This is a genomic window from Streptosporangium sp. G11, from assembly GCF_051192615.1.
GTDB lineage: Bacteria > Actinomycetota > Actinomycetes > Streptosporangiales > Streptosporangiaceae > Streptosporangium.
This window is the reverse complement of the sequence record NZ_JBPJUQ010000041.1, coordinates 68,422-92,706: the sequence shown is the minus strand read 5'-3', so window position 1 is coordinate 92,706 and position 24,285 is coordinate 68,422. Positions and strand designations below refer to the sequence as shown.

Sequence of the window (24,285 nt, the reverse complement as noted above, 5' to 3'; positions counted from 1 at the left end):
AACGCCGCTGAGCAGGACCGTTTATACGATCACCATCCGGCCACCCAACACAACCGAACCGTAACTTACCGGCGTTGCGGCAAACACGAGATGCACGGCATGAACATTCAGGTCCTCGCCGCCCCGGACGGCACTCCGCTCTGGAGTTCTGGTTCTCTGCCCGGCTCAGTCCATGATCTCAAGGCGGCCCGGATCTGGAGCCTCATCCGCCGGCTGCACGCCTGCGAGCTCATCGCCCTGGCCGACAAGGTCTACGTCGGTGCGGGTCCACGGGTGCCGGTGCCGTACAAGGGCCGATCGTGTCGGTCGGTGCTGCGAGCATGACGGGGTGATCGCGCCCCCCTGGTTCTCCTACGAGCGCTTCCCCCAGCTGGCCGAGGCCTACTGCTTCACCTACGTCCGCGGCCTGACACCCGAGCAACTGGTGGCCCGGCTCGGTGGCCGGCCGGAGGGTTTCACGCCCATGACGCTTGAGGAGCTGATCGAGACTCGTTACAGGCACAGCTACGACATCGCGTTCCTCGGCGCCACGACCATCGGCGACTGGGTGTTCGTCGTCGAGCCCAATGTCGGGCTCGGAGCCGATGAAGGAATCGTCACGCCGTTGTCGGCGGGAACCCGCCTCGTCTCCCACTTCCGCGACGTCGAAGGCGTCGAGTGCTTCTACTGGGTCGAAGACGGAGAGATCCGGTTCTGCTTCATCGCTGATGACGGTTATTCGGAAGAGGTGCCGGAGGAGGTCGTGGAGAGCATGCGGCGGATCGACTCCGACTACAGACACCTCTACCCCAGCGAAGGGCCGGCGTTCCTCCTGGCCGAGCGTCTCACCGGGATCACGCTGACACCGGAGCTGCTTGAGGGGTCCACCTACCTGTGCGGAGTCATCCCCGAACCGAGGTGAGCAGGATCCATTGTCTGTGACCCCGCAGGCCGGCCGCAGCCGGTGGATCACTCCGCTGCAAGCTCCTGCGAGATTCACCGTGGGCACCGTTCTGCGCGGACCTGCTGTACCAGGCCATCAGGGTGAAAAAGCTTCAATGCCGTGCTTCTGGCAGTAGGTGCGCAAAGACACGTCTGCGACCATCTAGCCAAATCGATCCTCGGTAAAGACGGCGAGCCTTGCATCGATTTGTCCGGTCAGGGCGCGGCCTGGTCCACTTCCATGCCGTGATCCGCCTCGACGGCCCGAACGGACCAGACTCGCCTCCCTTGGACTGGGGCACGGTTCCGATGCTCGACCAGGCGATCAGGCAGGTGGCCGGACAGGTCGCGGTCCCCGTCCCATCTGCCGCCCTCGTCGATGAGGACACGGCTGAACCCCGGCCGCTGGTTCCGCGCCGGGGCGCGCAGCTCGACGTGGAACCGGTCCACGTCTCCACCGAACTCGACGGCGTCTCGGACAAGCAGGTCGCGGCCTACATCGCCAAGTACGCGACCAGGGGCGCGGAGTCAGCCCGGACGGCGGACCGGCCTATCCGGCAGGTATGGGAAATCGCACACCTGGACGTGACCGAACACGCACGGCGCATGATCTACGCCTGCTTCAACCTCGGCGACCCTCCCGAGTACCGGGACGTCCTCCTGCGGAGGTGGGCTCATGCCCTGGGCTACGGCGGCCACTTCTCCGCCAAGAGCCGCCACTACTGCACCCCCCTCGAAGCACTGCGGAACGCGCGGCTCACCTACCAGGCAGAACAGGCCCGTCAGGCACTCGGCCTGCCCGATCCGGGCGAGCGCCAGGTGGTCACCATCGCCGAGTGACGGTTCGGCGGAGTCGGCCGTCGTCGCGGCGAACACACTGGGCGGAAATCGCCAGGGAACGGATCACAACCGCGTCACATCGAGCGGGAGCGTAACCGGCAGGAACCCCTCTGAGGAGCCTTGTGCGGGACTTCGTGCGCGATGAATGGGCGCGACCGTCGTGCGCGACGAGGTCCTTGACGCAGTGGCGAGCACGGTCGCGGGATGCCTGCCCACCCGCTGCGTGTATCGAGGAACCTTCGTGATGCTTTGGTGGAAATGCGCTCTCTCCTTGGGATCGGTCCGGGTAACGACATCGTGGTGCCCGAGCGGGGACGGTACGCGGGCCGGGTGGCGGGGCTTCGCCCGTTCAACGGTCTGGAGGAAGATGGTGACTTCATGAACGTTGGCCATGTTTGAACGGCCTCATGTCACGGGGGCGTTCGCTCCCGGGGGCCCGCATGCCTCGTTGTCCGGCTGGAGGCGGCGGGTCGTCCTCCTGACGTGCCTGGGGTGCGCGCTTTTTCTGGTCTTTCACTTTGTGGCGGTGTTCCTCTTCGTCGCCCCCCGGAATTCGATCTACGCGATAAGCGCTCCGATCGTCGACGGCTACATCAATCCCTATTTCCGGCAGAACTGGGAACTGTTCGCGCCCGACCCGGTCGACTACGACTCCCACGTCCTGGTCCGGGCGAAGGTCCGGGATTCCGGGGGCGGCGAGAGGCAGACCGGCTGGTTGGACATCACCGCGCCCCAACTGGACATGGTCCGTGGCGCCGCGTTCCCGCGACGGATGGCCCGTCTGGTGGGCGGCGGTCGTCAGATGATGGCGGACGCCCGCGTGCAACCGTCCGGCGTGAGCGGGGAGGCCGAAGCCGAGGCGCAGGCCGCCGCGGCGCGGGAGCTCCCCGACCCGACCCTCCAAGCCCAGGCGGTGCGCCAGATGGCGGCGATCGCGACGCTGGCGGCGCGGGCGCGGTGGGGCGCCGGGGTGACGGCGGTCCAGGTGCGGATCACCACTGACTTCCATCCGCGCTTCGCGGACCGGAACAGCGCCGGCGACGCACCGAGCCACAGCGAATTCGAGTGGTGGAAAGCGACGCCCGTGACGGCGGAGGCGGTCGAACTCTGGAGAAAGGCGCACGAGTGAAGACCGAGCACGAGCCGCTCCCCGCCTTCCAGCGGATACTCGGCCGCGTACGCGAGCGTGTCCTGGACGTGGTGGAGCGGGTCAGCACCACTCGCTATGGGGTGTACGGCCTGGCCCTGCTGCGTATCGGCTATGGACTCATCCTGCTGGGCCTTCTCCTGCTCAACTACGGGGACCGCCGCCTGCTGTGGGGCCCGGAGTCGCCCCTGTCCAGCGGCCCGCTCAGAGAGAGCCTGGCGAAGGACGGGACGTTCTCGCTGTTCGCCCTCTCGGACTCCGGGATCCAGTTCGAGATTCTCTATCACGCGTTCATCGTCCTGACCGTGCTCTTCCTGGTGGGCTGGCGGACACGCTGGGTGACCCCGCTACTGGCGATCATGGTGTGGTCCTGGCGTCACCGCCAGCCATGGGTGCTCGACGGCGGCGACGACGTCATGCAGCTGGCGCTGATCTACCTGTCGTTCGCCGATCTCTCGGCCCGCTGGTCGCTCGACGCGAAGCGGGCGGCAAGGTTGTCCGCGGAGCGGGGGCCGGCGTTCCCCGATCCCACGACGGGCTGCCTGCGCTGGCGGGTGGCCACCGTCCTGCACAACACCGCGCTTCTCGCGACACTGATCCAGGTCTGCCTCCTGTACATGAACACCGGCCTGCTCAAGGTGCAGGGAGGCGCCTGGCAGGAGGGGTCGGCGCTGTACTACGCGCTCCGCATCGAGGAGGCGCAGCCGTTTCCGGGACTGAGCCGGCTGATCTACGACAATGCCCTCCTGGTCACGCTGGGTTCCTACGCCGCGGTCTTCGTCCAGTTGACGTTCCCGTTGCTGATGTTGAACAGCATCGCGAGGCGGGTGGGACTCGTCGCGGTGATGGGCATGCATGTCGGGATCGGCCTGCTGATGGGGTTGCTCTCCTTTTCGCTGATCATGATCTCGACCGATCTACTTTTCATCCGGGGCTCCTCCATCGAGCGGGCCGCACAACTCGTGCGAACCGTGCTGGCACAACGCGTACGAACCGTGTTAGCTCCAGTTCTCCGCATGTCGAGGTAATGGCGGACGGCTCGGGTCGCCGTGCCGATCCCAGCCTGGTCAACACCGCGTGGTGGTTACGCCGCCGAGACCGCCTGGTTGCGCAAACACCCGGCTCAGCAAACTGCCGCACTGAAGGTGAGGCGAATAGCTGGGCGATATGTCGGGAATATGTCCGTCTCACCGGTTTCGGACTCTGGGTCCTCGTTCGAGGGCTTCGAGTCCTCATCGGGAGGAGACAGCATGCAGAGCAAGCGACTCCAGGTGCTCGGGGCGGTGTCCCTCAGCACGCTCGTGCTGTGGCCGGCCGGCACTTCCATGGCCACGTCGGCTCACAGCTCCGCGAAGGCGGCCGCGACCGCCGGCAACCAGGAGGGCACATCCGCGACCAGGACCTGGGCAGACCCCCGCACGTGCTGCGGGACCGGGTACAGCATGCAAAACACCGGGGACCCCGAGCGCCGGGGCCGGCGGGACGGCGACCGCTGGAGAGGCGGCCACAGGGACGGCGACCGCTGGAGGGGCGACCGCTGGAGGGGCGACCGCTGGAAGGGCGGCCGCTGGAAGGGCGACCGCTGGGACGGCGGCCGCTGGGACGGCGGCCGCTGGAAGGGCGACCGCTGGAAGGGCGGCCGCTGGAAGGGCGACCGCTGGGACGGCGGCCGCTGGAAGGGCGACCGCTGGGACGGCGGCCGCTGGAAGGGCGACCGCTGGGACGGCGGCCGCTGGCACGGCGGTCAGTACCGGGGCAACGGCGTCGGCCGGCACTGACGGCGTGCTGACGGCCTGTCGCCGAACCTCGGCGAGCTGACCGAACTCGGGCGGCGATAGCGTCGGCCCGCCTCCCCGGCAAGGAGGTCGGGCGGCTCGCCACCCGAGAAGGCAGGGCCACCCACTCCAGCGGATCAAGCATTACGGGACGTTGGACGTGGCCCGGACAGGCCGGGCAGTCAAAGAGGGGGCCGCTTCCCTCGACGCGGGAAGCGGCCCCCCACCTGGCCGGTGCGGCGCCTGGAGGCGGTGCCGGCCGCTCACGGCGACCCTAGGCGCAGAGCGCGGATCTCAGCAGGGTCCTCACCGCGGAGTCCGAATCACCGGAGAACGGTGTGGTCGACAGGGTGACCTGCCGGGTGCCGTCCGCCGAGATGTACGACGCGGTGACGTAACCGGGGGTCTCGCCGGTGTGCCCGTACGCGACGCCGCCGCAGGGCAGGTGAGTCACCTCCAGGCCCAGCCCGTAGTTGCCCGAAGGGCCGGGGACCTTCATCTCCTCCAACTGGGCGGGACGAAGCACCTTGCCGCCGAGCAGGGCGCGGTAGAACCGGTTGAGGTCGCCGGCAGTGGAGATGATCTCACCGGCGGCGCCGGCGATCGTCGGGTTGAACCTGGTGACGTCGACGTGGGTGAGTCCGCCGCTCTTCCTGACGGCCGCGTAACCGTGGGCGTACGCGCCTGTCACGTCGGACGAGGCTCCCGGGAGCCAGGTGTGGACCAGGCCCAGCGGCCGCACGATCCGCTCCTCGACCTCCGTCGCGTACGACCTGCCGGTCACCTTCTCGATGAGCATGCCGAGGACGATGTAGTTGGTATTGGAGTACTTGTACCTGCTGCCCGGCCGAAACTCCAGAGGAAGCCGCGCGACCTTCTCCACCAGTTCCCTGGGGGACCAGGTGCGATAGCGCTCGAGAGGTATACCGGCGTCGTCGACCATGTCCGTGGTGTACTCGGGCAGGCCGCTGGTGTGCTGGAGCAACTGTCTGATGGTGATCGTGTCGCCGTCGCCGAGGAGCCCTGGCAGCCGGTGTCCGATGCTGTCGGACAGGTCCAGCTTCCCCTCTCCCACGAGTTGGAGCACGACGGACGCGGTGAAGGACTTGGTGATGCTCCCGGCGCGGAAGCTCCCGTCGACCGGCGGACGCGGGCCGCCGCCCACCGTCGCCGTGCCGCTGCTGCCTTGCCACACCTTGTCACCGTTGCGGACCTCGGCGACCGCGGCGGTCGAACTCTCGGCGACGACGGCGTCCAGTGTCACGGCGTAGTGCGTCCGGGGATTGGCAGGCGGGTCGGCCGCGGCGGCACTCGCCCAGATGGCCAGCATGGACAAGGTCACACAGACCACAATGCCGATTCGTTTGTACACCTGTTCCTACAGTCTTGGAAGATTTTTCGTCTCGTTCGAAACAAGATCGGCTCCAGATCAGAGGGATGGACCTGACGACCGCCCTCGCGAGCCGCCACCGGCCGCCCTGCGCCCACGGCCCCGCGACGCGGTCTGAGGACCGAGAGCGGAACAAAGGGGGTGGAGGACCTGGCCGAAACCGATCGACAAACAGTACCCGCCGATTTGACCGATTCCAAACCCTGGTTTGGGGCATTGTCCCAGGTCACCATACCTGGACCGAGCTGAGCGGCAGTCCTTTGAACTGTGCGGTCCGTTGCCGGGCTCAGCGAGAGGCCGGGCTCGGCGGCGTGCTCCGGCGACGCGCCGGCGAGGACGCACCGCATCCGGATACCCGAAGCGGGCGAGAGCGTGACCGCGCACCGGCTTGCGGCCTTCTGACCGGTTGGATTATATTTTGTCCATGCGGCCAGAAAACAAGCCGGTCGGCCAGAAGCAGCCCTCGTTCATCGAGAGGGCCCGCCGCACGCAGATCATCGAAAGCGCCATCGAGACCTTCACGGAGCTGGGCTACGCCAACACCTCGCTGGCGCGCATCGCCGAGCGCGCCGGCATCAGCAAGGGCGTGATCTCGTACCACTTCGCCGGCAAGGCCGAGCTGATGGAGCAGATCGTCGAGCAGGTCTACCTCGAGATCACCGAGTTCGTCGTACCGCGGACGGAGAAGGAGACCACGGCGGCCGGCGCGCTGCGGACGAACATCCGCGCGGTCGCCGAGTACATGCGGGGCCACCGCGCCCAGTTGCTCGCTCTCGGAGAGATCTTCAACAATCTCCGCGCCCCCGACGGCAGGCCGCGCTACGGCGTCGCCTTCAACGAGCCGATCTACGAAGGGCGGGAGGCGCTGTTCCGCCGCGGCCAGCAGAACGGCGAGTTCCGCTCCTTCGACCCCCGCGTGATGTCCATCACCGTGCAGGCGGCGATCGACGACATGTTCGCCTACTGGGTGACCTACCCCGACCACGACCTGGAAGCGCACGCGGACGAACTGGCGGACCTGTTCGAGCACGCCGCTCGGGCCGAACCCCCTGGAGAAACGGCGAACTCATGACCCAGCCCGTCAACCAGCCGACCGCGCCGCCCATCACCTCTTCGCGGCTCCTCCATGTCGACAACCTGCGCACCGCCCTGATGGCACTCGTGGTGATCCACCACTCCGCGATCGCCTACAGCAACATCCCGCGCTGGTACTACACGGAACCGCCGACCGACCCCTCGGGAACGCTCCTGGACATCATGCTCGTGCTCAACCAGGCGTTCTTCATGGGCGCCTTCTTCCTCATCTCAGGACTCTTCGTGCCGGGCTCCTACGACCGCAAGGGAACCGGGCAATTCCTGAGAGAGCGGCTGCTGCGCCTGGGAGTCCCGCTGCTGCTGTGGCTGCTGGTACTCCGTCCCCTGGCGACCGCCGGCAGATACACCGCCGCGAGAGACGCCGCCGCCCAGCAGGGGGCCGAGCTGCCCTACTGGCAGTTCTATCTGCGCTCGTTCACACCCGGGCCGATGTGGTTCGTCGAGGTGCTGCTGGTGTTCAGCGCGCTCTACGTCCTCTGGCGGCACCTGGCCGTCAAGGACCGGCGCGCGTCTGAATCGACTCAGGCCACGGGCCGGGCGCCCGGCGCCGTCGCGATCGCCGGGTTCACCATCGGGCTGGCCCTGGTGACCTACCTGTGGCGCATCGTGGTGCCGATGGGGGTTTCGGTCCTGGGGTTGCCCACACCCGCCTACCTGCCGCAGTACGCGGCGCTGTTCACCGTCGGGCTGATCGCGGCCCGGCGCGGCTGGCTGGAGGGCCTCTCCAAAACGGCCGGCCGGGTCGGGTTCGCCACCGCGGCCGTCGCCGCGGTCGCGCTTCTCCTCGTCCTGGTCTCCACCGGAGAGGCGATGCTGGGCCACGGAACCCTGCCGTCCCTGATGGCGGCGACCTGCGAGTCGGCGCTCGCCGTCGGCATCATCCTCGGCCTCCTGGTGCTGTTCCGGGAGCGCCTCGGCCACCAGGGACGCCGCCGCCGGTTCCTGTCGGCGCACGCCTACACCGTCTACGTCATCCACCCGGTCGTGCTGGTCGCCCTGGGCTATGCCCTCCGCGACGTGCAGGCACCCGCGGTCGCGAAGTTCGCACTGCTGGCCGTCCTCGCGCTACCGCTGTGCTGGGCGACGGCGTACCTGGTACGCGCCCTGCCGGGCGCCCGGAAGGTGCTCTAGACCGTCCGGTGCCCGGCGGCCACAGGCCGCCTCCATTGCGGTCGCGGCGGACGCTGTGGAAGGCGCTGATCGTCCTGACCGGGGAGATCGACACGGCCGAGAAGCGGGCCGCCGTCACCCGCCGCGTGATCGACGAGCTCCTGGCCGACCATGAGAGCCGGCCAGGACCGCCTTCCGCCACGGCCTGATCTTCGTCGTCCGGCTCGACGCCGTCCGGCACGGCGGTCGCGGGGCGCCGCCCAGGGCATCGGTTGCGGTCAGCGCGCGCCGGCCGTCTGCGCCTCCTTCTTGCGCGCCCGGTAAGCCGCCGCCTTGATCTTGTTGCCGCAGGACTCCATGCCGCACCACTCCCGGCGCCCGCCGCGCGACCGATCGATGAAGAGCTTGGTGCACTCGGGGTTGGCGCACTCCTTCATCAGCGGCATCTCCGGCCCGCTGAGCAGCTCGATGGCATGCCGGGCCAGGGTGGACAGCACCTGCGCCGGGGTCGCCTCGACCCACCGCCCCGTGGCCGTGAGCTGGGGCGTCGCCGGGGGTTCGCACGCCGTCTCGTTCACCAGGGCGAGCGCCTGGTCGTCGTATCCGTCACCGGCCAGCCGGGAGGTGACCAGCCCGTAGATGGCCTCCCGTAGCGCCACCGCCTGGACCAGATCCGCTTCCCCGCAGGAGGAGACGACGTCGACGACGCCGGACTCCACGAACCAGGCGTCGAGCCGGTCCGGAGCGTTGAGCATCTCCACGTACGCCGTGCGGCGCGCGCGGACCGTGCAGGCGAAGTCGAGCGCGGGATTGCCGCACAGGAACACATGATTCACATCACCAGTTTGACAGGTGACTTTCGGTCATGCAATGTTCGTCACCATTCAAACCGGTGACGAATCAGGGGGAGACCCGGTGGAGTGCGACTACGTGGTGGTGGGGGCGGGCACCGCGGGCAGCGTGCTGGCGGCCCGGCTGTCCGAGGACGCCGACGCGCGCGTGGTGCTGCTGGAGGCAGGCGGCACCGGCCCGTCCGAGTTCGTCTCCGACCCGCCCGCGTGGCCGCGCCTGCTCGGGACGTCGCGCGACTGGGGGGAGCGCACCACCGGCCAGGCGTCGACCGGGACGTCGATCCCGCTGGCCAGGGGCCGCGGGCTCGGGGGCTCGTCGGCCATCAACGCCATGGTGTTCACCCGAGGGCACCGCTCCAGCTATGACGCCTGGGCTGCGAAGGGGTGGAGCTTCGACGACCTCCTCCCCTACCTCAAGCGGAGCGAACGGGCGCCGGGACGCGACGCCAGGTGGCGAGGCCGGCGCGGCCCGCTGAGGGTCGCCCCCGCCGCAGAGCCGAACCCCGTGCTCGAAGCCTGCGTGGAGGCGGCCGTGGAGGCCGGGCACCGCAGGGCCGCCGACATCTCCTCGGGCGTGGAGGAGGGCTTCGGATGGCCGGACCTGAACATCGTCGACGGCAGGCGGCAGAGCGCCGCCGACGCGTACCTGGCTCCGGCCTCCGGACGCGGCAACCTGCGCGTCATGACGGACACCCCGGTCCGCCGCGTCCTGATCGAACGCGGCCGGTGCGTGGGCGTGGTCTGCACCGTCGGCGGCGAGCAGGTCACCGTACGGGCCACCAGGGAGGTGGTGCTCGCGGCCGGCGCCATCGGGACACCGCACCTGCTGATGCTGTCCGGCGTCGGGCCGCACCGGCACCTTCGGGAGGCGGGCGTCGAGGTCGCGCACGACCTGCCGGGGGTCGGGTCGAACCTGCAGGACCACGTCATGGCGGGTCTGGTGTACGCGCCCGCCCGCCCCATCCCCACGTCCAGGAACAACCACGGGGAGGCGCTCGGCCTGTTGCGCGGCCCGGACGCGCGGACCGGCCCCGACCTGCAGATCATCTTCGTGGACGTCCCGAGCCACTCCCCCGCGCTCGGCGGCCCGCCGCGGGGCTACACCATCCGCGTGTCCCTGATGCGCCCGCGCAGCCGCGGCACCGTACGCCTGGCGTCCGCCTCCCCGGCGTCCCCGCCCGTCATCGACCCCGGCTACTACTCCGACGCGCGCGACCTGACCACAATGGTCGCGGGCCTGGAGGCCGCCAGGGAGATCGGCCGGGCGCGGGCTCTGGACGGCTGGCGCGGCGGTGAGGTGCTGCCCGGCGTGGACGTGCGGGACACCAGGGCCCTGCGGGCGTACCTGCGTGCGGGCCTGGCCTCGTACCTCCATCCGGCCGGCACCTGTGCGATCGGCCGGGACGAGGGCGCGGTGGTGGACGAGGAACTGCGGGTGCACGGCATCGAGGGCCTGCGCGTGGCCGACGCGTCGGTGATGCCGTCGATCGTGTCGGGGAACATCAACGCGACCGTGTACGGCATCGCGGAGCGGGCCGCGGAACTCATCGCGCCGGCCTGACGCGGCGGGCGGCCTCCGACGATCCTCGCGGGACGCCCGGCCTGACGCGGCGGGCGTCGTGCCCGCGTTCGGCGGCCTGCGCCCTTCCCCGGGGCGCGGTCTTCTTCCGACGTGGTCGCCCGCCGGATCGGGCAGGTCGCCGGGCGGCGCGCGAAAGCCGCCTCCCCCGCTGCCGGGGGAGGCGGCTTTCGGCTCAGAAGCCGTCCACGTCGACGACGGCCTTGGCGAACGCCTCCGGGGCCTCCTGCGGGACGTTGTGGCCGACCCCCCGCAGGGTCCTGTGCTCGTACGCACCGGTGAAGCGCTCGCGGTAGGACGAACCGTTCCCGGGGGGAGTGAACGGGTCGAGCTCGGCGTCGAGGGTGATCGTGGGCACGGAGATCTTCGGAACCGCGGCGAGCCGCTTCTCGACGGAGTCGTAGCGGGGCTCGCCCTTGGCCAGGCTCAGTCGCCAGCGGTAGTTGTGGATCACGATGGGCACCCAGTCGGGATTGGCGAACGACGCCGTGGTGCGCTCGAGTGTGGCCTCATCGAACTTCCACGTCGGCGAGACGCTCTTCCAGAGGAGCCTGACGAACTCCTCTCGGTACTTCTCGAGCCCGAGCCGCCCTCTTTCCGTGGCGAAATAGTACTGATACCACCAGGCGTACTCGGCCTGCGGCGGCAGCGGATTCCGGTTCGCCTCGCGGTTGGTGATCAGGTAGCCGGACACCGAGACGAGGGCCTTGCAGCGCTCGGGCCAGAGCGCGGCGATGATGTCGGCCGTCCGCGACCCCCAGTCGAAGCCCCCGAGGACCGCCTTCTGGATCTTGAGCGCGTCCATCAGCGCGACGATGTCGAGGGCGATCGCCGCCTGCTGGGCGTTGCGGAACGTCTTGCTCGACAGGAAACGCGTCGTTCCGTGTCCGCGCAGGTAGGGGACGATCACCCGGTATCCCTGCGCCGCCAGCCGGGGCGCCACGTCGGTATAGCTGTGGATGTCGTACGGGAAACCGTGGAGCAGGATGACCACGGGACCACCGGGCGGGCCCGACTCGGCGTACCCGACGTCCAGCACGCCCGCCTTGACGTGCTTCAGCGCGTCCGTCCCGACGTGCTCCAGCGCGCCCGCCGAGGCGGATGCCGCGGGCAGGCCGGGCAGCGCCGCCGCGGCCGTCCCCGCGACCAGCAATTTGGAAAAGGTACGCCTGTCCATGACATTCACCTTCGATATCGAAAAAAGAAACCGCTCTTCGAGCACGGGAAGCGGGGGGCGCGTTTCCGCGCGGCGGAACCCACGGACTCGTGACGGCGCCGGGCACGCCTTCCGGCGCGGCGGAACCCACGGACTCGTGACGGCGCCGGGCACGCCTTCCGGCGCGGCAGGACGCCGCACGCCATGAGGCGGAACGCGAAGGCCGCGGCCGATCCGGCTCGGCGGCCCTCGCGCCCCCCGTTCGCGCTGCCGGGCTCAGAACACCTGGGCGAAGCAGGCGATGGCGACGGCCAGCGCGAGCAGGACCACCGACAGGGCCCTCGCAAGATTCAGGATGTGCGACACGATACTCCTTCGCTGCCGAGCGCCCGGCGCCCGACGCCGCCGACGCGGCGGGACGTCAGGCGACGGCGGTCACCCGGATGGTGACCGGGACGTTGCCCTGGATGGCCTTGGAGTAGGGGCAGATCTGGTGGGCGGCCGCGCCGAGCTCGTCGGCGGTCCGCCCGTCCACGCCGCCCACTTCGAGGTTGAGGACGGCACCGAGGCCGAACTCGCCGTCCTCGCCGCGGTTCAGGGTCACCTCGGCCGTGATGCTCGTGCTCGTCAACGTCACCTTGCGCTGTGCCGCCGCCCTCCTGACCGCGCCGAGGAAACAGGCGGCCCAACCGGCGGCGAACAGCTGCTCGGGGTTGGTGGCTCCCCCGGCCCCGCCCATCTCCTTGGGAATGGCGAGGCTGATGTCGAGGAGCCCGTCATCGGCCGCGACATGACCTCCGTTGCGGCCCTCCCCCGTCACGGTGACGACCCCGGTGTAGATGGCAGCCATGGCGTTTCCCCTTCCTGCGTCGATCTCTTCTGTCCGAACGGGCAGGCTCACGAACGTCACCCGTCTGGCTGGTGACGATGCTGGCAGCATCAATCGTCACCTGTCAAACCGGTAACGCAGGGGAAGGCCGGCGTGCCGCGGCGGTGCTCCGCCACGGGGGCGATCGGGCCGCCGGCACCGCCCCGCCCACGAGGGCGCCGGCACCCGAGCAAGCCTGACGGAAGTCTTACGGCTCCCCGTCGCCGTTGGCTCATCACCGTCACGGCTGCTCGAATGGCGAGGTGACCGATTCACGAGATGAAGCAGAGAGCGGCCCTCCCATCGCACGGCGGGTGATGTTCTCGATGCTCGCCGCCGGCGCCGCCGGCCTTGCGGCCGCGCCCTACCTGCAGGGCGGCTGGGAGAAGGCCCTCGGGGCCGTCTCGCAGAACGACCCCAGCGGGCTGACCGGGCTCCTGCCCGACCCGAGTGGCTTCCGCTATTTCAGCGTCGCGGGCTCGGTACCGCGAAAGGACCGGACGAACTACCGGCTGACGATCGACGGCCTCGTCGACCGCCCCGCGACGTACACGCTGGACGCCCTGCGCGCGTTGCCGCAGAGCCGGGTCGTCGGTGACGTGGAGTGCACCGACGGCTGGCGGGTCCCGGACACGCCCTTCGAAGGGGTGCGGCTCTCGCATCTCCTCGACGCGGTCGGCGTGCGGCCGGAGGCCAAAGCCGTCCGCTTCACCTGCTTCGACGGCGTGTACAGCGAAAGCCTCACGCTCGCGCAGGCACGCCGTTCCGACATGCTGGTGGCCCTGAAGATGCAGGACAAGCCGCTCTCGCACCCTCAAGGCGGGCCTGTCCGGCTGTATGTGGCGCCGATGTACTTCTACAAATCAGCCAAATGGCTCTCCGGCATCTCCGTGACCGACAAGGTCGTTCCTGGCTATTGGGAGGAGTACGGCTATGACGTCGACGGCTGGCTCGACGGAGCCGACCGCTCCGTCTGAACGCTCCGGGCGCATACCGCGCTTCACCCTCGCCGAGCGGCTGGTCCACCGTGCCACGGCCGGGCTCATGCTGCTGTGCGTGGGGGCGGCGGCCTGCCTGTATTTCTCGCCGCTGGCCCAGCTGGTCGGCCGCCGCCACCTGGTGGCCGTCATCCACGAGTGGTCGGGGATCCTGCTGCCGGTGCCGTTCCTGCTCGGCCTCGCCTCGTCCGCGTTCCGCGCCGACCTCCGCAGGCTGAACCGGCTGGCACGGTACGACAAGGAGTGGCTGCGCGCGGTCCGCAAGGGCTGGACCTCGCCTGATCGGCGGCCCGCCGGCAAGTTCAACGCCGGGCAGAAGATCTACGCGGGGTGGGTGGCCGGAAGCGTGCCGATCATGATGTTCACCGGTCTGCTGATGTGGTTCACCGGGCTCCTGCCGATGATCTCCCGGACGAGTGCCATCTTCGTGCACGACGTGACGGCCCTGGCCATCGCCCTCGTGGTGCTCGGGCACATCCGGATGGCGTACCGGGATCCGCAGGCACGACGGGGGATGCGTACCGGGTACGTGGACCCGGCCTGGGCGAGGAGGCAGCACTCCAGGTGGGTGGAGAGGGACCGGTGACCTCGGCATCTGATCTTGCCGACGAGGATCGCGATCAAGTAGACGACTCCCAGGAGCCCGCCGCTGTCGACGCGGTCGGTCGTGACCGTCGCCGGCCAGGGTGGCCCGGTCGTAGGTCAAGCCGTGCGGGTCGATGGCCGTACACGATCGTGCCACCGGCGCGGTCCACAGCGCCCGGCCAGGCGAGGCGAGGCGACGTGAAAGTTTCATCGCCGGTTGACGGATGTGGGGCGACCGCTGACGATCATGTTGCCTCCGGGTCAGGGAGGGGGTGTCGAGTGAACACCACTATCCGTTGCGAGGTACACCGATGCCAGGAACTCTGTTACGGGCCGCGTCCGCCGTCCTGCTGACGCTGGCCGTCCTGAACGTCCCCACAGTGCACGCCGACGAGGTCGCCCCGGTCGCGGTGACCGTCAACGCCCGCGCCGCGCTCGCCTCCGTCCCCGAAACCGGTATCGGCACCAACCATGCGATCTGGGACAGCAATCTGGGCACCGACGAGACCGCCGACCTGCTCAAGGACGCGGGCATGAAGCTGCTGCGCTATCCCGGCGGCTCGTACTCCGACATCTACCACTGGGCCGACCACACCGCTCCCGGCGGCTACGTGGCTCCCGACACCGACTTCGACACCTTCATGCGCGGCGTGCGGCGCACCGGGGCGCAGCCGATGGTGACCGCCAACTACGGCACCGGCACGGCGGCGGAGGCCGCGGCCTGGGTGCGGCACGCCAACGTCACGAAGGGCTACGGCGTCAAGTACTGGGAGATCGGCAACGAGAATTACGGCAACGGCCACTACGGTGCCGTCTGGGAGGCGGACGACCACGCCGACAAGAGCCCGGCCGAGTACGCGCGCCATGTCGTGGCCTACTCCGACGCGATGAAGGCCGTCGACCCGACCATCAAGATCGGCGCGGTGCTGACCACTCCGGCCAACTGGCCCGACGGGATAGTCGCCGACGGCGACGACGGGACCTGGAACGAGGTCGTCCTGTCGGCCGCCGGGCCGAAGATCGACTTCGTGATCCTGCACTGGTACCCCGGCGCCTTCGACAAGACCGCGCACGTTCCCGACATGATCCACCTCGCCCGGCGGCAGATCGCGGAGCACGCGGGGCCCGGCTCCGAGCGGATCGGCATCGCGATGACCGAGTTCAACACCGGGTCGAGCAACGGCGGCACGACGACCCAGCCCGGCGCGCTGGCCGCCGCCGACGCCTACGCGACGCTGCTGGCCAACGGGGTGTTCACGGTCGACTGGTGGAACGTCCACAACGGCATCGGCAGCGTCACGCAGGTCGAGGGGCACACCGACTACGGCGACTTCGGCCTGCTGTCGAGCGGGACGTGCACCTCCGGCGGCGGCGTCTGCGAACCGCCGGTGAACACGCCCTTCGCGCCGTACTACGCGCTCCAGATGGTGAGCAAATTCGCCCACCCCGGCGACCGGTTCATCCGGGCCGCGACCGACCAGGAGAAGGTCGGCGCGCACGCCGTGCGCCGCCCCAACGGCGACCTGGCCGTCCTGCTGATCAACACCTCGTCCGACACGTCCTACCCCGTCACGATCGGCTACTCCGGCTTCAGCCCGGCGCCCGGGGCTCCCACCGTACTGACGCACACCAACGGAGCCACGAGCATCACCACCTCGGCCACGGGCACCGCGACCGGCCGGACGCTGCCACCCCTCTCGCTGACCACGATCGTCCTGCGTCCCGCCTCCGCCCAGGCCGGCCTGCCCGGCGCGCCTGGACAGCCGGCGGCCTCGCAGGTGACGGACAGGACCGCCACGATCTCCTGGCCCGCCGCCACCGCCGGCGCGCGTCCGATCGTGAAGTACGAGGTCCACCGTCAGAACGGAGCCGTCAGCGAGCAGCTCGGCGAGACCACCGGCACCTCTCTCGCCGTGGGCAACCTGAAGCCGGGCACGCGCCACACGGTCAACGTGATCGCGCGGGACAGCGGCGGTGGCGTCTCGTCGCCCTCCGCGCCGCTGACGTTCACGACCGGCACGCCCGCTTCCAGCTCGTGCTCGGTACGCCTGACCAAACAGTCCGACTGGGCCAGCGGCTACGTCGGCGCCATCGACATCACCAACCACGGCGCGCCGATCAACGGCTGGACCCTGAACTTCAGCTGGCCCAGGACATGGCAGAGCCTGGGCAGCGGCTGGAGCGCCGTCTGGACGCAGAACGGGCCGGACGTCAAGGTCGTCAACGACCCCGGCAACGGCTCGCTGCCCACCGGCGCGTCGGCCACGATCGGCTTCGTCGGCAACTACAGCGGCCCGAACGAGCTGCCTGCCGTCTTCACCCTCAACGGAACCGTCTGCACGACCCGGTAGCGGCGGCGGGGGCCGTCTCCCGCGTGCGGGCGGCCCCTGTCACGCTCGTGGACGACCCCGTACCGTCCTTTCGACCAGGCCTGGGCCGGCGACGCCTGCTCCGGGCGTCCCGTCCCGTCCTGGACGCGGGCCCCGTCGTCGACGGGTTTCCTCACGAGGCCGAAAGAGCGTTCGCTCGGCTTTCGATCTTCCGGCAGGCCCCGTTCTCTTGGTTCACAGTTTGTACGCCCTTGCCCGGCAGCCGCCGCTACCTCGCACGACGCGCGTTTAGCGTGATCGTCAGGTGATGGGGAGGCGAGGTGGGCGTGCGGCACAACTGGTCTGTGCGGACCCGGATGACGGTGCTGGCCAGTATCGTGATGGCGCTGCTGTGCGCTGTCTTCTGCGCGTTGATCCTGGTGAGCGCCCGCGAGGATGCCATGGGCGACCAGGCCGGTTCACTGCCGGCCATGCTCCTGATCGGATCCGTGCTGCTGGTCGGGATCACCGCGATCGGCGCCTACCGTACGGTCAGCAGGACCCTCGTTCCCATCGAGGCCATCCGCACCGAGCTGACCGAGATCACCTCGACCGACCTGGGCCGCCGGGTGCCGGTGCCCGTCCACCACGACGAGATCCGGGAACTGGCCGAGGCCGTGAACCAGACCCTGGACCGGCTGGAGACCGCGGTCTATCGGGAACGGCGTTTCGCCTCCGACGCCTCCCACGATCTCCGCACGCCCATCACCGCCATGCGCACCCAGGTGGAGGAGGCGCTGCTGCACCCGCAGGAGGCCGACTGGCCCGCCACGGCGGACGCCCTGATGGGCAGCCTCGCCCGGCTGCAGGCGATCGTCACCGACCTGCTCGCGCTCAGCCGCATCGACTCCGGCGTCCACGGCCCACGCGACCGCGTGGACCTGGGCGAGCTGATCACGTCCGAACTCGCGCACCCCGCCCGCCGGGTACGCGTCGTACCGAGGATCGAGCCCGGTGTGATGATCATCGCGGACCGGCTCCAGCTCGCCCGGCTGTTCACCAACCTCATGGACAACGCCGAGCGGTACGCCGCCTCCACGGTCACGGTCTCGGTCCGTCGTGAGGACGGCGAGGCCGTGCTCGAGGTGAGCGACGACGGCCCCGGCGTCCCTCCTGACCAGCGAGAACACGTGTTCCAACGCTTCACCCGGCTGGCCGGCGCCTACGGCGAGGACAAGTCGGGCACCGGGCTCGGCCTGGCGATCGCCAGAGAGGTCGCCGAGCGCCACGGCGGGACGTTGGCCATCGAGGACTCGGAGCGGGGCGCACGCTTCGTGGCGAGATTTCCTCACAGTCCCCCTGAGCAGGCACGCTAGTCGGACGCCGCTCGCGTGCCGGTGAAGTCGATCGTCATCAGAGCCGACCTCGCCCTGCCGGTCATCGTGTCCCCGGCGATCGAGGCGGCGCACTTGACTTTCATCTTGAACGGTGTGGTGAGCCGGGCGCTGAAGCTGATCTCGTCGCCGTCGATCCGGCCACCCTCGATCGGGGCGTCGTTGAGGCTTCCGGTCAGAGTGCTCGCGGTCATGTCGAGGAGCAGTTCCGCCAGTTGCTCGCCGCGGGGTGTCCTGAACCTCAGCGTCCAGGTGCTGCCCGGTGTCCCCGCCGGTGCGGCCGCGGGGTTGCGACGACGGTACTCGGCTGCGGCGGCGACGGACTCCCGGTGTTCCACCGCGTGGTCCCGGATCTGCGAGGGATCGAAGTCCCTGGTGGCGAAGAAGCGCTCGAGGGCGTCGTTGGCGCCGACGGCGTGCTCCCCTGAACGGGGCAGCATGCCCGCCTCGTATCGGGCGACGGCCGAGTCGACGGTGGGCTCCTCGACGAGCGCGCGGGCGAGTTCCGCGCCGTCGAGCATGGCGAAGTTCACCCCGAATCCGCCCCAGGGGGCCATGAGGTGGGCCGCGTCGCCGAGCAGCGTCGCGCCCGCGGTGTGCTCCCAGGTGAGCGGGGCCGGCAGGACCCACAGCGGCCGGTTGACGAAGGCGCCGTCGTTGTCGTTGATGAAGTGCAGCATCGCGCCGGCCCAGCCCTCGAACTCCTTGAGCAGGAACCGCCGCACACCGGCCTCGTCGCCGAGATCGACGCCGGCCTTGTCGTACCAGTCGAGCTCGGTGCGCATGGCCACGTAGCCGCGCACGTGACCGTGGCTGTTGCGCTGCAGGATGATGCCCCGCCCGTCGTTGTCACCGGCGAACATGTGGCCGTCACCCACGAGCTCCGCCACCCGGGGGTGGCGCTCGTCGACGTCGTCGAAGCGGACCTCGACGAACGAGACGCCGCTGTATCGCGGCACGGCCCGGCTCACGAGGGGGCGCACCCGGGACCAGGCGCCGTCGGCACCGATGACCAGGTCCGCCTCGGCGACCGTGCCGTGGCCGAATTCGAGGCGGTGGACGCCGTTCCCGAGCGGCGTCACGGCCTGGAGCCTGTGCCCCCATCTCACGCCGCCGGGCCGCACATGCTCGGCGAGCAGCGCGCGGAGCCGGCCACGGTCGATCTCCGACGCGGCGGTGCCGCCCTTTTCGGGGACGAACGCGGCGAGCACGGTGCCGTGCTGGTCGAGCCTGCTCTTGGCCTGGCCTTCGGGTCTGGCCAGCGCCGCGAACTCTTCGAGCAGGCCGGCGTCCTCCAGGGCGATCTGCCCGGAGTCGGCCTTCAGGTCGAGGGTGCCGCCCGCGTCACGGGCGTCCAACGAGGCGTCGGCCTCGTAAACGGTGACCTCGATGCCGTGTTCCTGCAGGACACGAGCGCACAGCAGGCCGCCGGGGCCGGCACCGACGATGGCGATCCGCGCGGTGGTGCTCATGGGGTGAAGTCCTCTCGGGGGCTGTTTTCGTCGCGACGACCGCTTCAGCGGGCGCTCTACTGAACGGTCGTTCGTTCAATGGCTTCACGGTAACTTAACGAACGTTCGGTAGGCAAGGTGTCGATCGACCCGACGGGCGCGTCGCGAGCGGCACGCCGTACGGGATCCGGCCTCTTGGGCCGAGGGCCGGCCCAGACGCCCTCACCCCCGGTCAAGCCGTGGAATCATCGGGCGCCGGGTAGGCACGGATCGCGTGAGGGGTGGAGGGTGGACGTGACCGCCGACTGGGAGTGGGACGACACGTTGTTCTCGGGCACGGCCGCCCACTACCGGCGCGGGAGGCTCCCCTACGCCCCCGGGCTGGCGGACGTGCTCGCCGAGGTTCTGAGGCTTGACGGGCGAGGGCGCCTCATCGACGTGGGATGCGGACCGGGCACCCTCGCCCTCGGCCTGGCGCACCTGTTCGGTGAGGTCGTCGGCGTGGACCCGGACAGCGGGATGATCTCCGAAGCCGGGCGCGGGGCCGCCGAGGCCGGAGTGGCCGGGAAGACGCGGTGGGTGCGGGCGCGGGCCGAGGACCTGCCCGCCGGGCTCGGAACGTTCACCGTCGCGACCTTCGGCCAGTCCTTCCACTGGATGGATCGCGACCTGGTGGCGGCGACCACGAGGGACATGCTCCGGCCCGGCGGCGCGCTGGCGCACATCTCGGACGTGAAGACGGAGACCCGGACCGTGGAGGGTCTTCCGCATCCGGCGGCGCCCTACGCGGCGATGGAGGAGCTGGTCAGGCGTTACCTGGGACCGGTGCGGCGAGCCGGCCGCGGCGTGCTGCCGCACGGAACACCCGGTGGCGAGGCCGCGGTGCTCGCCGGGGCGGGATTCTCCGGCCCCCAGCGCCATGTCGTCCCCGGCGGGCAGGCGCTGGAGCGCACGTGTGACGATGTGGTCGCGGGGGTTTTCTCGATGTCCTTCTCGGCTCCGCACCTGTTCGGCACGCGCCTCGACGACTTCGAGGCGGACCTGCGCCGGCTCCTGCGGGAGGCCTCCTCATCGGGTCTGTTCTCCGAACGCCGGCCGGGCACCGAGGTCTTCGTCTGGTGGAGAGACCCCGCCGAGCCGTGATCGGGCGGCGGCCCGGCGTCCTCGCGTCCCCCCGCGAACGCCGCGACCGGGCGGCCGGCGGGGCGACCCCGCCGGCCGCCCGCCCCCCCGCCGGGGGAGGCCCGGATGGACGGCACCCGGGCCTCCCCCGCGGCTACGGGCGCCGGACGTAGGCGACCCCGAAGGTCGAGTCGCCCGGCATGCCCGCCGGCGTGGAGCAGTAGACGTAGATCGACATCTGCGGGGGCGTCTGGTAGTCGAGGATCGTGCCCAGCAGGCAGTAGTGGCCGGAGCCGCCCGTGGCGGTGACCTGGACGTTGCCCCCGGTCTTGCCGCCGGTGGCCCAGGTCAGGCGATACTGGCCGGTCGACATCCGCGTCACCGACGGCACCTCGCCGGAGGCGTTCCAGGAGCGGCCCGCCTCCACGGACGGGGCGGCGGGGTCGCCGGTGATCTCCGTGTACGTGGCGGGCACCGAGGCGTCGCCGTGCGTGCCGACGCCGTCGGTGTAGGACAGCAGCCAGCCGCTGTCCCGGTGCGCGGAGCCGTCGACGGCGCGGCAGGCCACCGTGACCTCCAGGGCGTCGAAGAGGCGGGCGCGCCCTTCGGCGGCACAGCGCGCCGGGGTTCCGTCGCCGTAGGGCGTGATCTGGACGTGGCCGCCGCCGGTGGCGAAGGGGGCACCGGTGAGCCGCACCCTGTACCGGCCGGGACCGTCGCGCAGGACGCGGTTGACCTGGCCCGCCGAGTTGTACGTCCCGCTGTTGAGCACCGGGTCGAGGGTGCCGTCGCCCGGGTACCTGACGGTGGCGAGCGGCCGGGAACCGGCGGCGGGGGCGGCGAAGAACACGGTGAACCACCAGTCGATCGGCGCCCCGTTCTGGTCGACGCAGCGCACGTCGACGAGCTCGTCCGCGCCGGAGGGCCGGTAGCCGGTGACGGCGCAGGTCCGGCCACGGTAGACCGTCCGGTACGCGGTGACGTGCGCGACCCCGGTGGACGAGGCGACGTTCGGAAGCCTCACCTCGTACCGCCCTGTGCCGGTGTGCGTCACGGTGGCCTGCCCTCCGCCGGTGCTCCACTGCCAGCCCGGGTGGAGCGCGGTCGGCTCCCCGATCGGCGCCTCGGTGGTCGTCGCGGCGTTGACGTAGGCGTAGGCCCAGCGAGGGGCGCCCGCGGCGGGCGACGTCCCGCCGGCCAGGGCGTCGAAAAGCTCCACCACGGACCGGTCGCTCTCGGCCTCCGTCATGCCGGTGTCGGGCTCGTCGGGCAGGGGACCGGAGGCGGCGCCGACCCGGGCCTTCATCCGGTCCCAGTCGTCGAATCCGGTGACGCCCGAGGCGTAGCGGTACTTGGCCGGATAGTTCGTGCCGACCGGCTCCACCTGCGCGTCGCCGGGGAATCCCGTCGCCTCGTCCGGCTGCGCCGCGGGCGTGTCACAGTCGTGGTCGTCTCCAGCGAGGATCACGCCCCGGGGCCACTGCGCGTTCATGACGAACCGGTCGCCCGTCACGGCGGTGGCCTCGACGGGCTGCTCGTCTTCGCCCGCGACGGACCGGGGCGCGACGCAGACCTCGAACCCCGCCATGACCCACACCGACGACCGGGCGTTCCCGTCGGGGTCCGGCCGCCCGGCTTCGTCGAAGTCCCAGTCGAGACCCGAGGCCGCGTCCCCGGCCCGCAGCGCCAGGGACGGATCCCACCACGCCGTCACGAGGTCGCGGCCGGCGCCGATTCCGGCGCTCTCGTTCAGCGAGGTCTGGACGAGAGTCGGCAGCTCCGCGCCGGAGAGGTCGAGGTGGCTCACCGACTCGATCATCTGGCGCTTCGCCTCCAGGGTGAAGTCGGTGCCGTCGGGAAAACCGCCGACGGTCCTGCGCCAGGCGCTCAGCTCGGGGATACCCGTGGTGGCGTACCGGTAGTTCATCACCGACAGGTAGTTCGGCTTGTAGTTCGCCCGGTCGCCGCCGCCGTGCTCGAGGCCGAGCGCGTGCCCGAGTTCGTGCGCGAACGTGGCCGCCTGGACGCGCGGGGTCACCTTCCCCGCGTCCCACGCGCCGAGGGTGACCAGGAAACCGTTCTGGTCCGGGCCGAGGCAGCACACCCCACCGCTGGTCGATCCGTCGTGCGTGTACCCCCAGAGGCTGTAGAGGAAGTGGCCCGTCCGGTGCTCGCGGAAGTGGAACCTGCGGTGGCGGTCGAAATCCGTCTGCCCCGTCCGGTCGGCGACGTTCAGCGGGAGCTCGCGTCCCGCCTCGGAGACCTGGATCTCCTCGGACAGGTCGATCATGAGCTGGACGCCCGGGGTCGCGCCCCAGCCGTAGGGGCAGGAATCCGGGGCCGGGACCGGGGCGTCGGAGAACATCTGGATCGCCTCGTCCAGGGCCTTCTGGGAGGGACGGTCGGAGGCGCCCGGCGCCTTCAGCCAGTCGATCTCCACCGCGACGGTCCTGCGGCACGGGTCAGCGCCGTGGACGCGCAGCCAGGGGTCCAGATCGCCGTCGGCCTCGCGGATCCCGTTCAGCTCCACCAGGTCGGTCAGGCCGTCGCCGTCGGTGTCGAGCGCGGGGTCGGGGAGACCGGTGGGGAAGACGGGGGTGCTCCAGGTCTGGTCGCTGTTCTTGTAGAAACGGTGCAGGGGGTCGGACGAACCGGAGAACCGGTGCACCAGCGGTTGCCCGGTGTCCAGGTCGGCGACCGTGATCGACTGAAGGTTCCAGTTGTCGGCCATATGGTCGTCGGCCGTGTTGACGTGCCGGATCCCGAAGGGAACGCTCAGTCTCGCCAGGGGGATGCAGGGCGACAGCCGCGCCCGCCAGGAGAAGGACCGGTTCGGCGTGTCGTCGGTGCCGCCCTTGTGGAAACGGGTGCCCTCGATGCGGAACGGGTCCGGGGCGCCCGACTCGGCGTAGACGTGGGGATCGGGCCGGCCGTCGCCGTCGGAGTCGTCGAAGATGAGGTCCTGGCCGCCGAGGTTGAAGTACTCCGCCGAGTCGTTGCGGATGCCGTCCCCGCCGGTGCCGACGATGACCTCCACCCGGCAGACCTCGCCTCGACGCCGCGCGGTGGTGTTCCACAGGGGCTCCTGCCGGGTGAAGTGGAAGATCGGGCCGGCGGACGGCAGGTGCCCCTGGTCGTGGTAGACACGGCCGGACTCGGGGTCGGAGATCCGCAGTCTCTGGAGATCCCACTCGTCGGAGGAACCGGCCAGGTGCTGGAAGACGAAACCGTGCCGCAGCGCCGATTCCGCCACACAGAAGGAAAGCCTCCCGTTCCACGTGAAGGAGGTCTGCGCCCGGTCCCCGGTACCGCCCCGGTGCGGCTGGAAGGGGCCGAACGGGCCGGGTGCGCCGTCGCCGTCGGCGTCGTCGAAGACGACCGTGTTCTGCTGCAGCCCGTACCTGTCGTCGCCCAGGCTGACGGCCACCCCCGTGGCGTCGGCGATCCCGTCGTTCCCGGTCGTGATCTCGATGACGACCCGGCAGACCTGGAAGTCGTCGGCTCGCGCCGCCGTCGCCGGCACGACGAGCGTCATGACCAGGAGGGTCATCGCCACCGTCACGGCCCAGGCGTCCCTGAGGGGGGATGAGCCGACCGGTCCACCTCGGATTCGATGCATGGGGAGCTCCAGCGACGCCGTAGGGAACGATCCTGGGGAAGTCTAGAAACAGGGGAACAGCCCGAGCATCAGGGA

21 protein-coding genes are annotated in these 24,285 nt (G+C 70.2%); 15 read left to right on the top strand and 6 right to left on the bottom strand.

Going from position 1 to position 24,285, the window contains the following annotated elements; genetic code table 11:
• The 6 genes from ACSDR0_RS30970 to ACSDR0_RS30945 all read left to right on the top strand — a co-directional run.
• A partial coding sequence (locus ACSDR0_RS30970) for a transposase family protein (protein ID WP_435292441.1) occupies positions 1-324 on the top strand: 324 nt, incomplete at its 5' end.
• Positions 325-328: 4 nt separating this feature from the next.
• Positions 329-901: a DUF6461 domain-containing protein gene (locus ACSDR0_RS30965; protein WP_435292440.1), complete on the top strand. Its 573-nt coding sequence runs from the start codon at positions 329-331 to the stop codon at positions 899-901.
• Between the two features lie 218 nt (positions 902-1,119).
• The gene (locus tag ACSDR0_RS30960; protein WP_435292439.1) at positions 1,120-1,761 is read left to right on the top strand and encodes a replication initiator; all 642 of its coding nucleotides are present in this window, start codon (positions 1,120-1,122) and stop codon (positions 1,759-1,761) included.
• Positions 1,762-2,287: 526 nt separating this feature from the next.
• Positions 2,288-2,890 carry a DUF5819 family protein gene (locus tag ACSDR0_RS30955; RefSeq protein WP_435292438.1) on the top strand — a complete coding sequence of 201 codons (603 nt, stop codon included), beginning with the start codon at positions 2,288-2,290 and terminating at the stop codon, positions 2,888-2,890.
• Entirely contained in the window at positions 2,887-3,936 is a 1,050-nt protein-coding gene (locus ACSDR0_RS30950) for an HTTM domain-containing protein (RefSeq protein WP_435292437.1), read from the top strand. The genes ACSDR0_RS30955 and ACSDR0_RS30950 overlap by 4 nt, the downstream gene beginning before the upstream one ends.
• Positions 3,937-4,158: 222 nt before the next feature.
• Entirely contained in the window at positions 4,159-4,686 is a 528-nt protein-coding gene (locus tag ACSDR0_RS30945; RefSeq protein WP_435292436.1) for a hypothetical protein, read from the top strand.
• A 271-nt stretch (positions 4,687-4,957) separates the two neighbouring features.
• On the opposite strand, the gene ACSDR0_RS30940 is transcribed toward ACSDR0_RS30945, so the two are convergent.
• On the bottom strand, positions 4,958-6,025 hold the full coding sequence (locus ACSDR0_RS30940) for a serine hydrolase domain-containing protein (RefSeq protein WP_435292435.1): 1,068 nt from the start codon (positions 6,023-6,025) through the stop codon (positions 4,958-4,960).
• 472 nt (positions 6,026-6,497) lie between these two features.
• Here ACSDR0_RS30940 and ACSDR0_RS30935 point away from each other — a divergent pair, with 472 nt between their 5' ends.
• Genes ACSDR0_RS30935 through ACSDR0_RS30925 form a run of 3 tightly spaced genes read left to right on the top strand, consistent with a single transcriptional unit; the run spans position 6,498 to position 8,487 of the window.
• Complete coding sequence (locus tag ACSDR0_RS30935) at positions 6,498-7,145, top strand: TetR/AcrR family transcriptional regulator (protein ID WP_435292434.1); 648 nt, start codon at positions 6,498-6,500, stop codon at positions 7,143-7,145.
• Positions 7,142-8,299, top strand: a complete 1,158-nt coding sequence (locus ACSDR0_RS30930; RefSeq protein ID WP_435292433.1) for an acyltransferase family protein — start codon at positions 7,142-7,144, stop codon at positions 8,297-8,299. Before ACSDR0_RS30935 ends, ACSDR0_RS30930 begins: the two co-directional genes overlap by 4 nt.
• A gap of 35 nt (positions 8,300-8,334) precedes the next feature.
• Positions 8,335-8,487, top strand: a complete 153-nt coding sequence (locus ACSDR0_RS30925; protein ID WP_435292432.1) for a hypothetical protein — start codon at positions 8,335-8,337, stop codon at positions 8,485-8,487.
• 69 nt (positions 8,488-8,556) lie between these two features.
• Here the strand turns inward: ACSDR0_RS30925 and ACSDR0_RS30920 are convergent, their stop codons facing one another.
• Positions 8,557-9,114, bottom strand: a complete 558-nt coding sequence (locus ACSDR0_RS30920) for a CGNR zinc finger domain-containing protein (RefSeq protein ID WP_435292431.1) — start codon at positions 9,112-9,114, stop codon at positions 8,557-8,559.
• Positions 9,115-9,148: 34 nt separating this feature from the next.
• Here ACSDR0_RS30920 and ACSDR0_RS30915 point away from each other — a divergent pair, with 34 nt between their 5' ends.
• Entirely contained in the window at positions 9,149-10,690 is a 1,542-nt protein-coding gene (locus ACSDR0_RS30915; protein WP_435292430.1) for a GMC family oxidoreductase, read from the top strand.
• Between the two features lie 193 nt (positions 10,691-10,883).
• Here the strand turns inward: ACSDR0_RS30915 and ACSDR0_RS30910 are convergent, their stop codons facing one another.
• Together ACSDR0_RS30910 and ACSDR0_RS30905 are read right to left on the bottom strand one after the other, a co-directional pair.
• Positions 10,884-11,885 (bottom strand): alpha/beta fold hydrolase, encoded by a 1,002-nt coding sequence (locus ACSDR0_RS30910; protein WP_435292429.1) that lies wholly within the window; start codon positions 11,883-11,885, stop codon positions 10,884-10,886.
• A 400-nt stretch (positions 11,886-12,285) separates the two neighbouring features.
• The gene (locus tag ACSDR0_RS30905) at positions 12,286-12,714 is read right to left on the bottom strand and encodes an organic hydroperoxide resistance protein (RefSeq protein WP_435292428.1); all 429 of its coding nucleotides are present in this window, start codon (positions 12,712-12,714) and stop codon (positions 12,286-12,288) included.
• Between the two features lie 335 nt (positions 12,715-13,049).
• Here ACSDR0_RS30905 and ACSDR0_RS30900 point away from each other — a divergent pair, with 335 nt between their 5' ends.
• The 4 genes from ACSDR0_RS30900 (at position 13,050) to ACSDR0_RS30885 (ending at position 18,000) form a co-directional block, all read left to right on the top strand.
• A complete protein-coding gene (locus ACSDR0_RS30900; protein ID WP_435292427.1) occupies positions 13,050-13,709 on the top strand; it encodes a molybdopterin-dependent oxidoreductase in 660 nt (219 codons plus the stop codon).
• On the top strand, positions 13,666-14,316 hold the full coding sequence (locus ACSDR0_RS30895) for a cytochrome b/b6 domain-containing protein (protein WP_435292426.1): 651 nt from the start codon (positions 13,666-13,668) through the stop codon (positions 14,314-14,316). Before ACSDR0_RS30900 ends, ACSDR0_RS30895 begins: the two co-directional genes overlap by 44 nt.
• Positions 14,317-14,626: 310 nt before the next feature.
• A complete protein-coding gene (locus ACSDR0_RS30890; protein WP_435292425.1) occupies positions 14,627-16,666 on the top strand; it encodes a cellulose binding domain-containing protein in 2,040 nt (679 codons plus the stop codon).
• Between the two features lie 299 nt (positions 16,667-16,965).
• Complete coding sequence (locus tag ACSDR0_RS30885; protein WP_435292424.1) at positions 16,966-18,000, top strand: sensor histidine kinase; 1,035 nt, start codon at positions 16,966-16,968, stop codon at positions 17,998-18,000.
• Here the strand turns inward: ACSDR0_RS30885 and ACSDR0_RS30880 are convergent.
• The gene (locus ACSDR0_RS30880; RefSeq protein WP_435292423.1) at positions 17,997-19,490 is read right to left on the bottom strand and encodes an FAD-dependent oxidoreductase; all 1,494 of its coding nucleotides are present in this window, start codon (positions 19,488-19,490) and stop codon (positions 17,997-17,999) included. The two genes, ACSDR0_RS30885 and ACSDR0_RS30880, sit on opposite strands and share 4 nt — an antisense overlap.
• Positions 19,491-19,763: 273 nt before the next feature.
• Here ACSDR0_RS30880 and ACSDR0_RS30875 point away from each other — a divergent pair, with 273 nt between their 5' ends.
• Positions 19,764-20,612 (top strand): class I SAM-dependent methyltransferase, encoded by an 849-nt coding sequence (locus ACSDR0_RS30875; protein ID WP_435292422.1) that lies wholly within the window; start codon positions 19,764-19,766, stop codon positions 20,610-20,612.
• A gap of 133 nt (positions 20,613-20,745) precedes the next feature.
• Here ACSDR0_RS30875 and ACSDR0_RS30870 read toward each other — a convergent pair whose 3' ends face one another.
• Positions 20,746-24,210, bottom strand: a complete 3,465-nt coding sequence (locus ACSDR0_RS30870) for a hypothetical protein (protein ID WP_435292421.1) — start codon at positions 24,208-24,210, stop codon at positions 20,746-20,748.
• Positions 24,211-24,285: the final 75 nt, after the last annotated feature.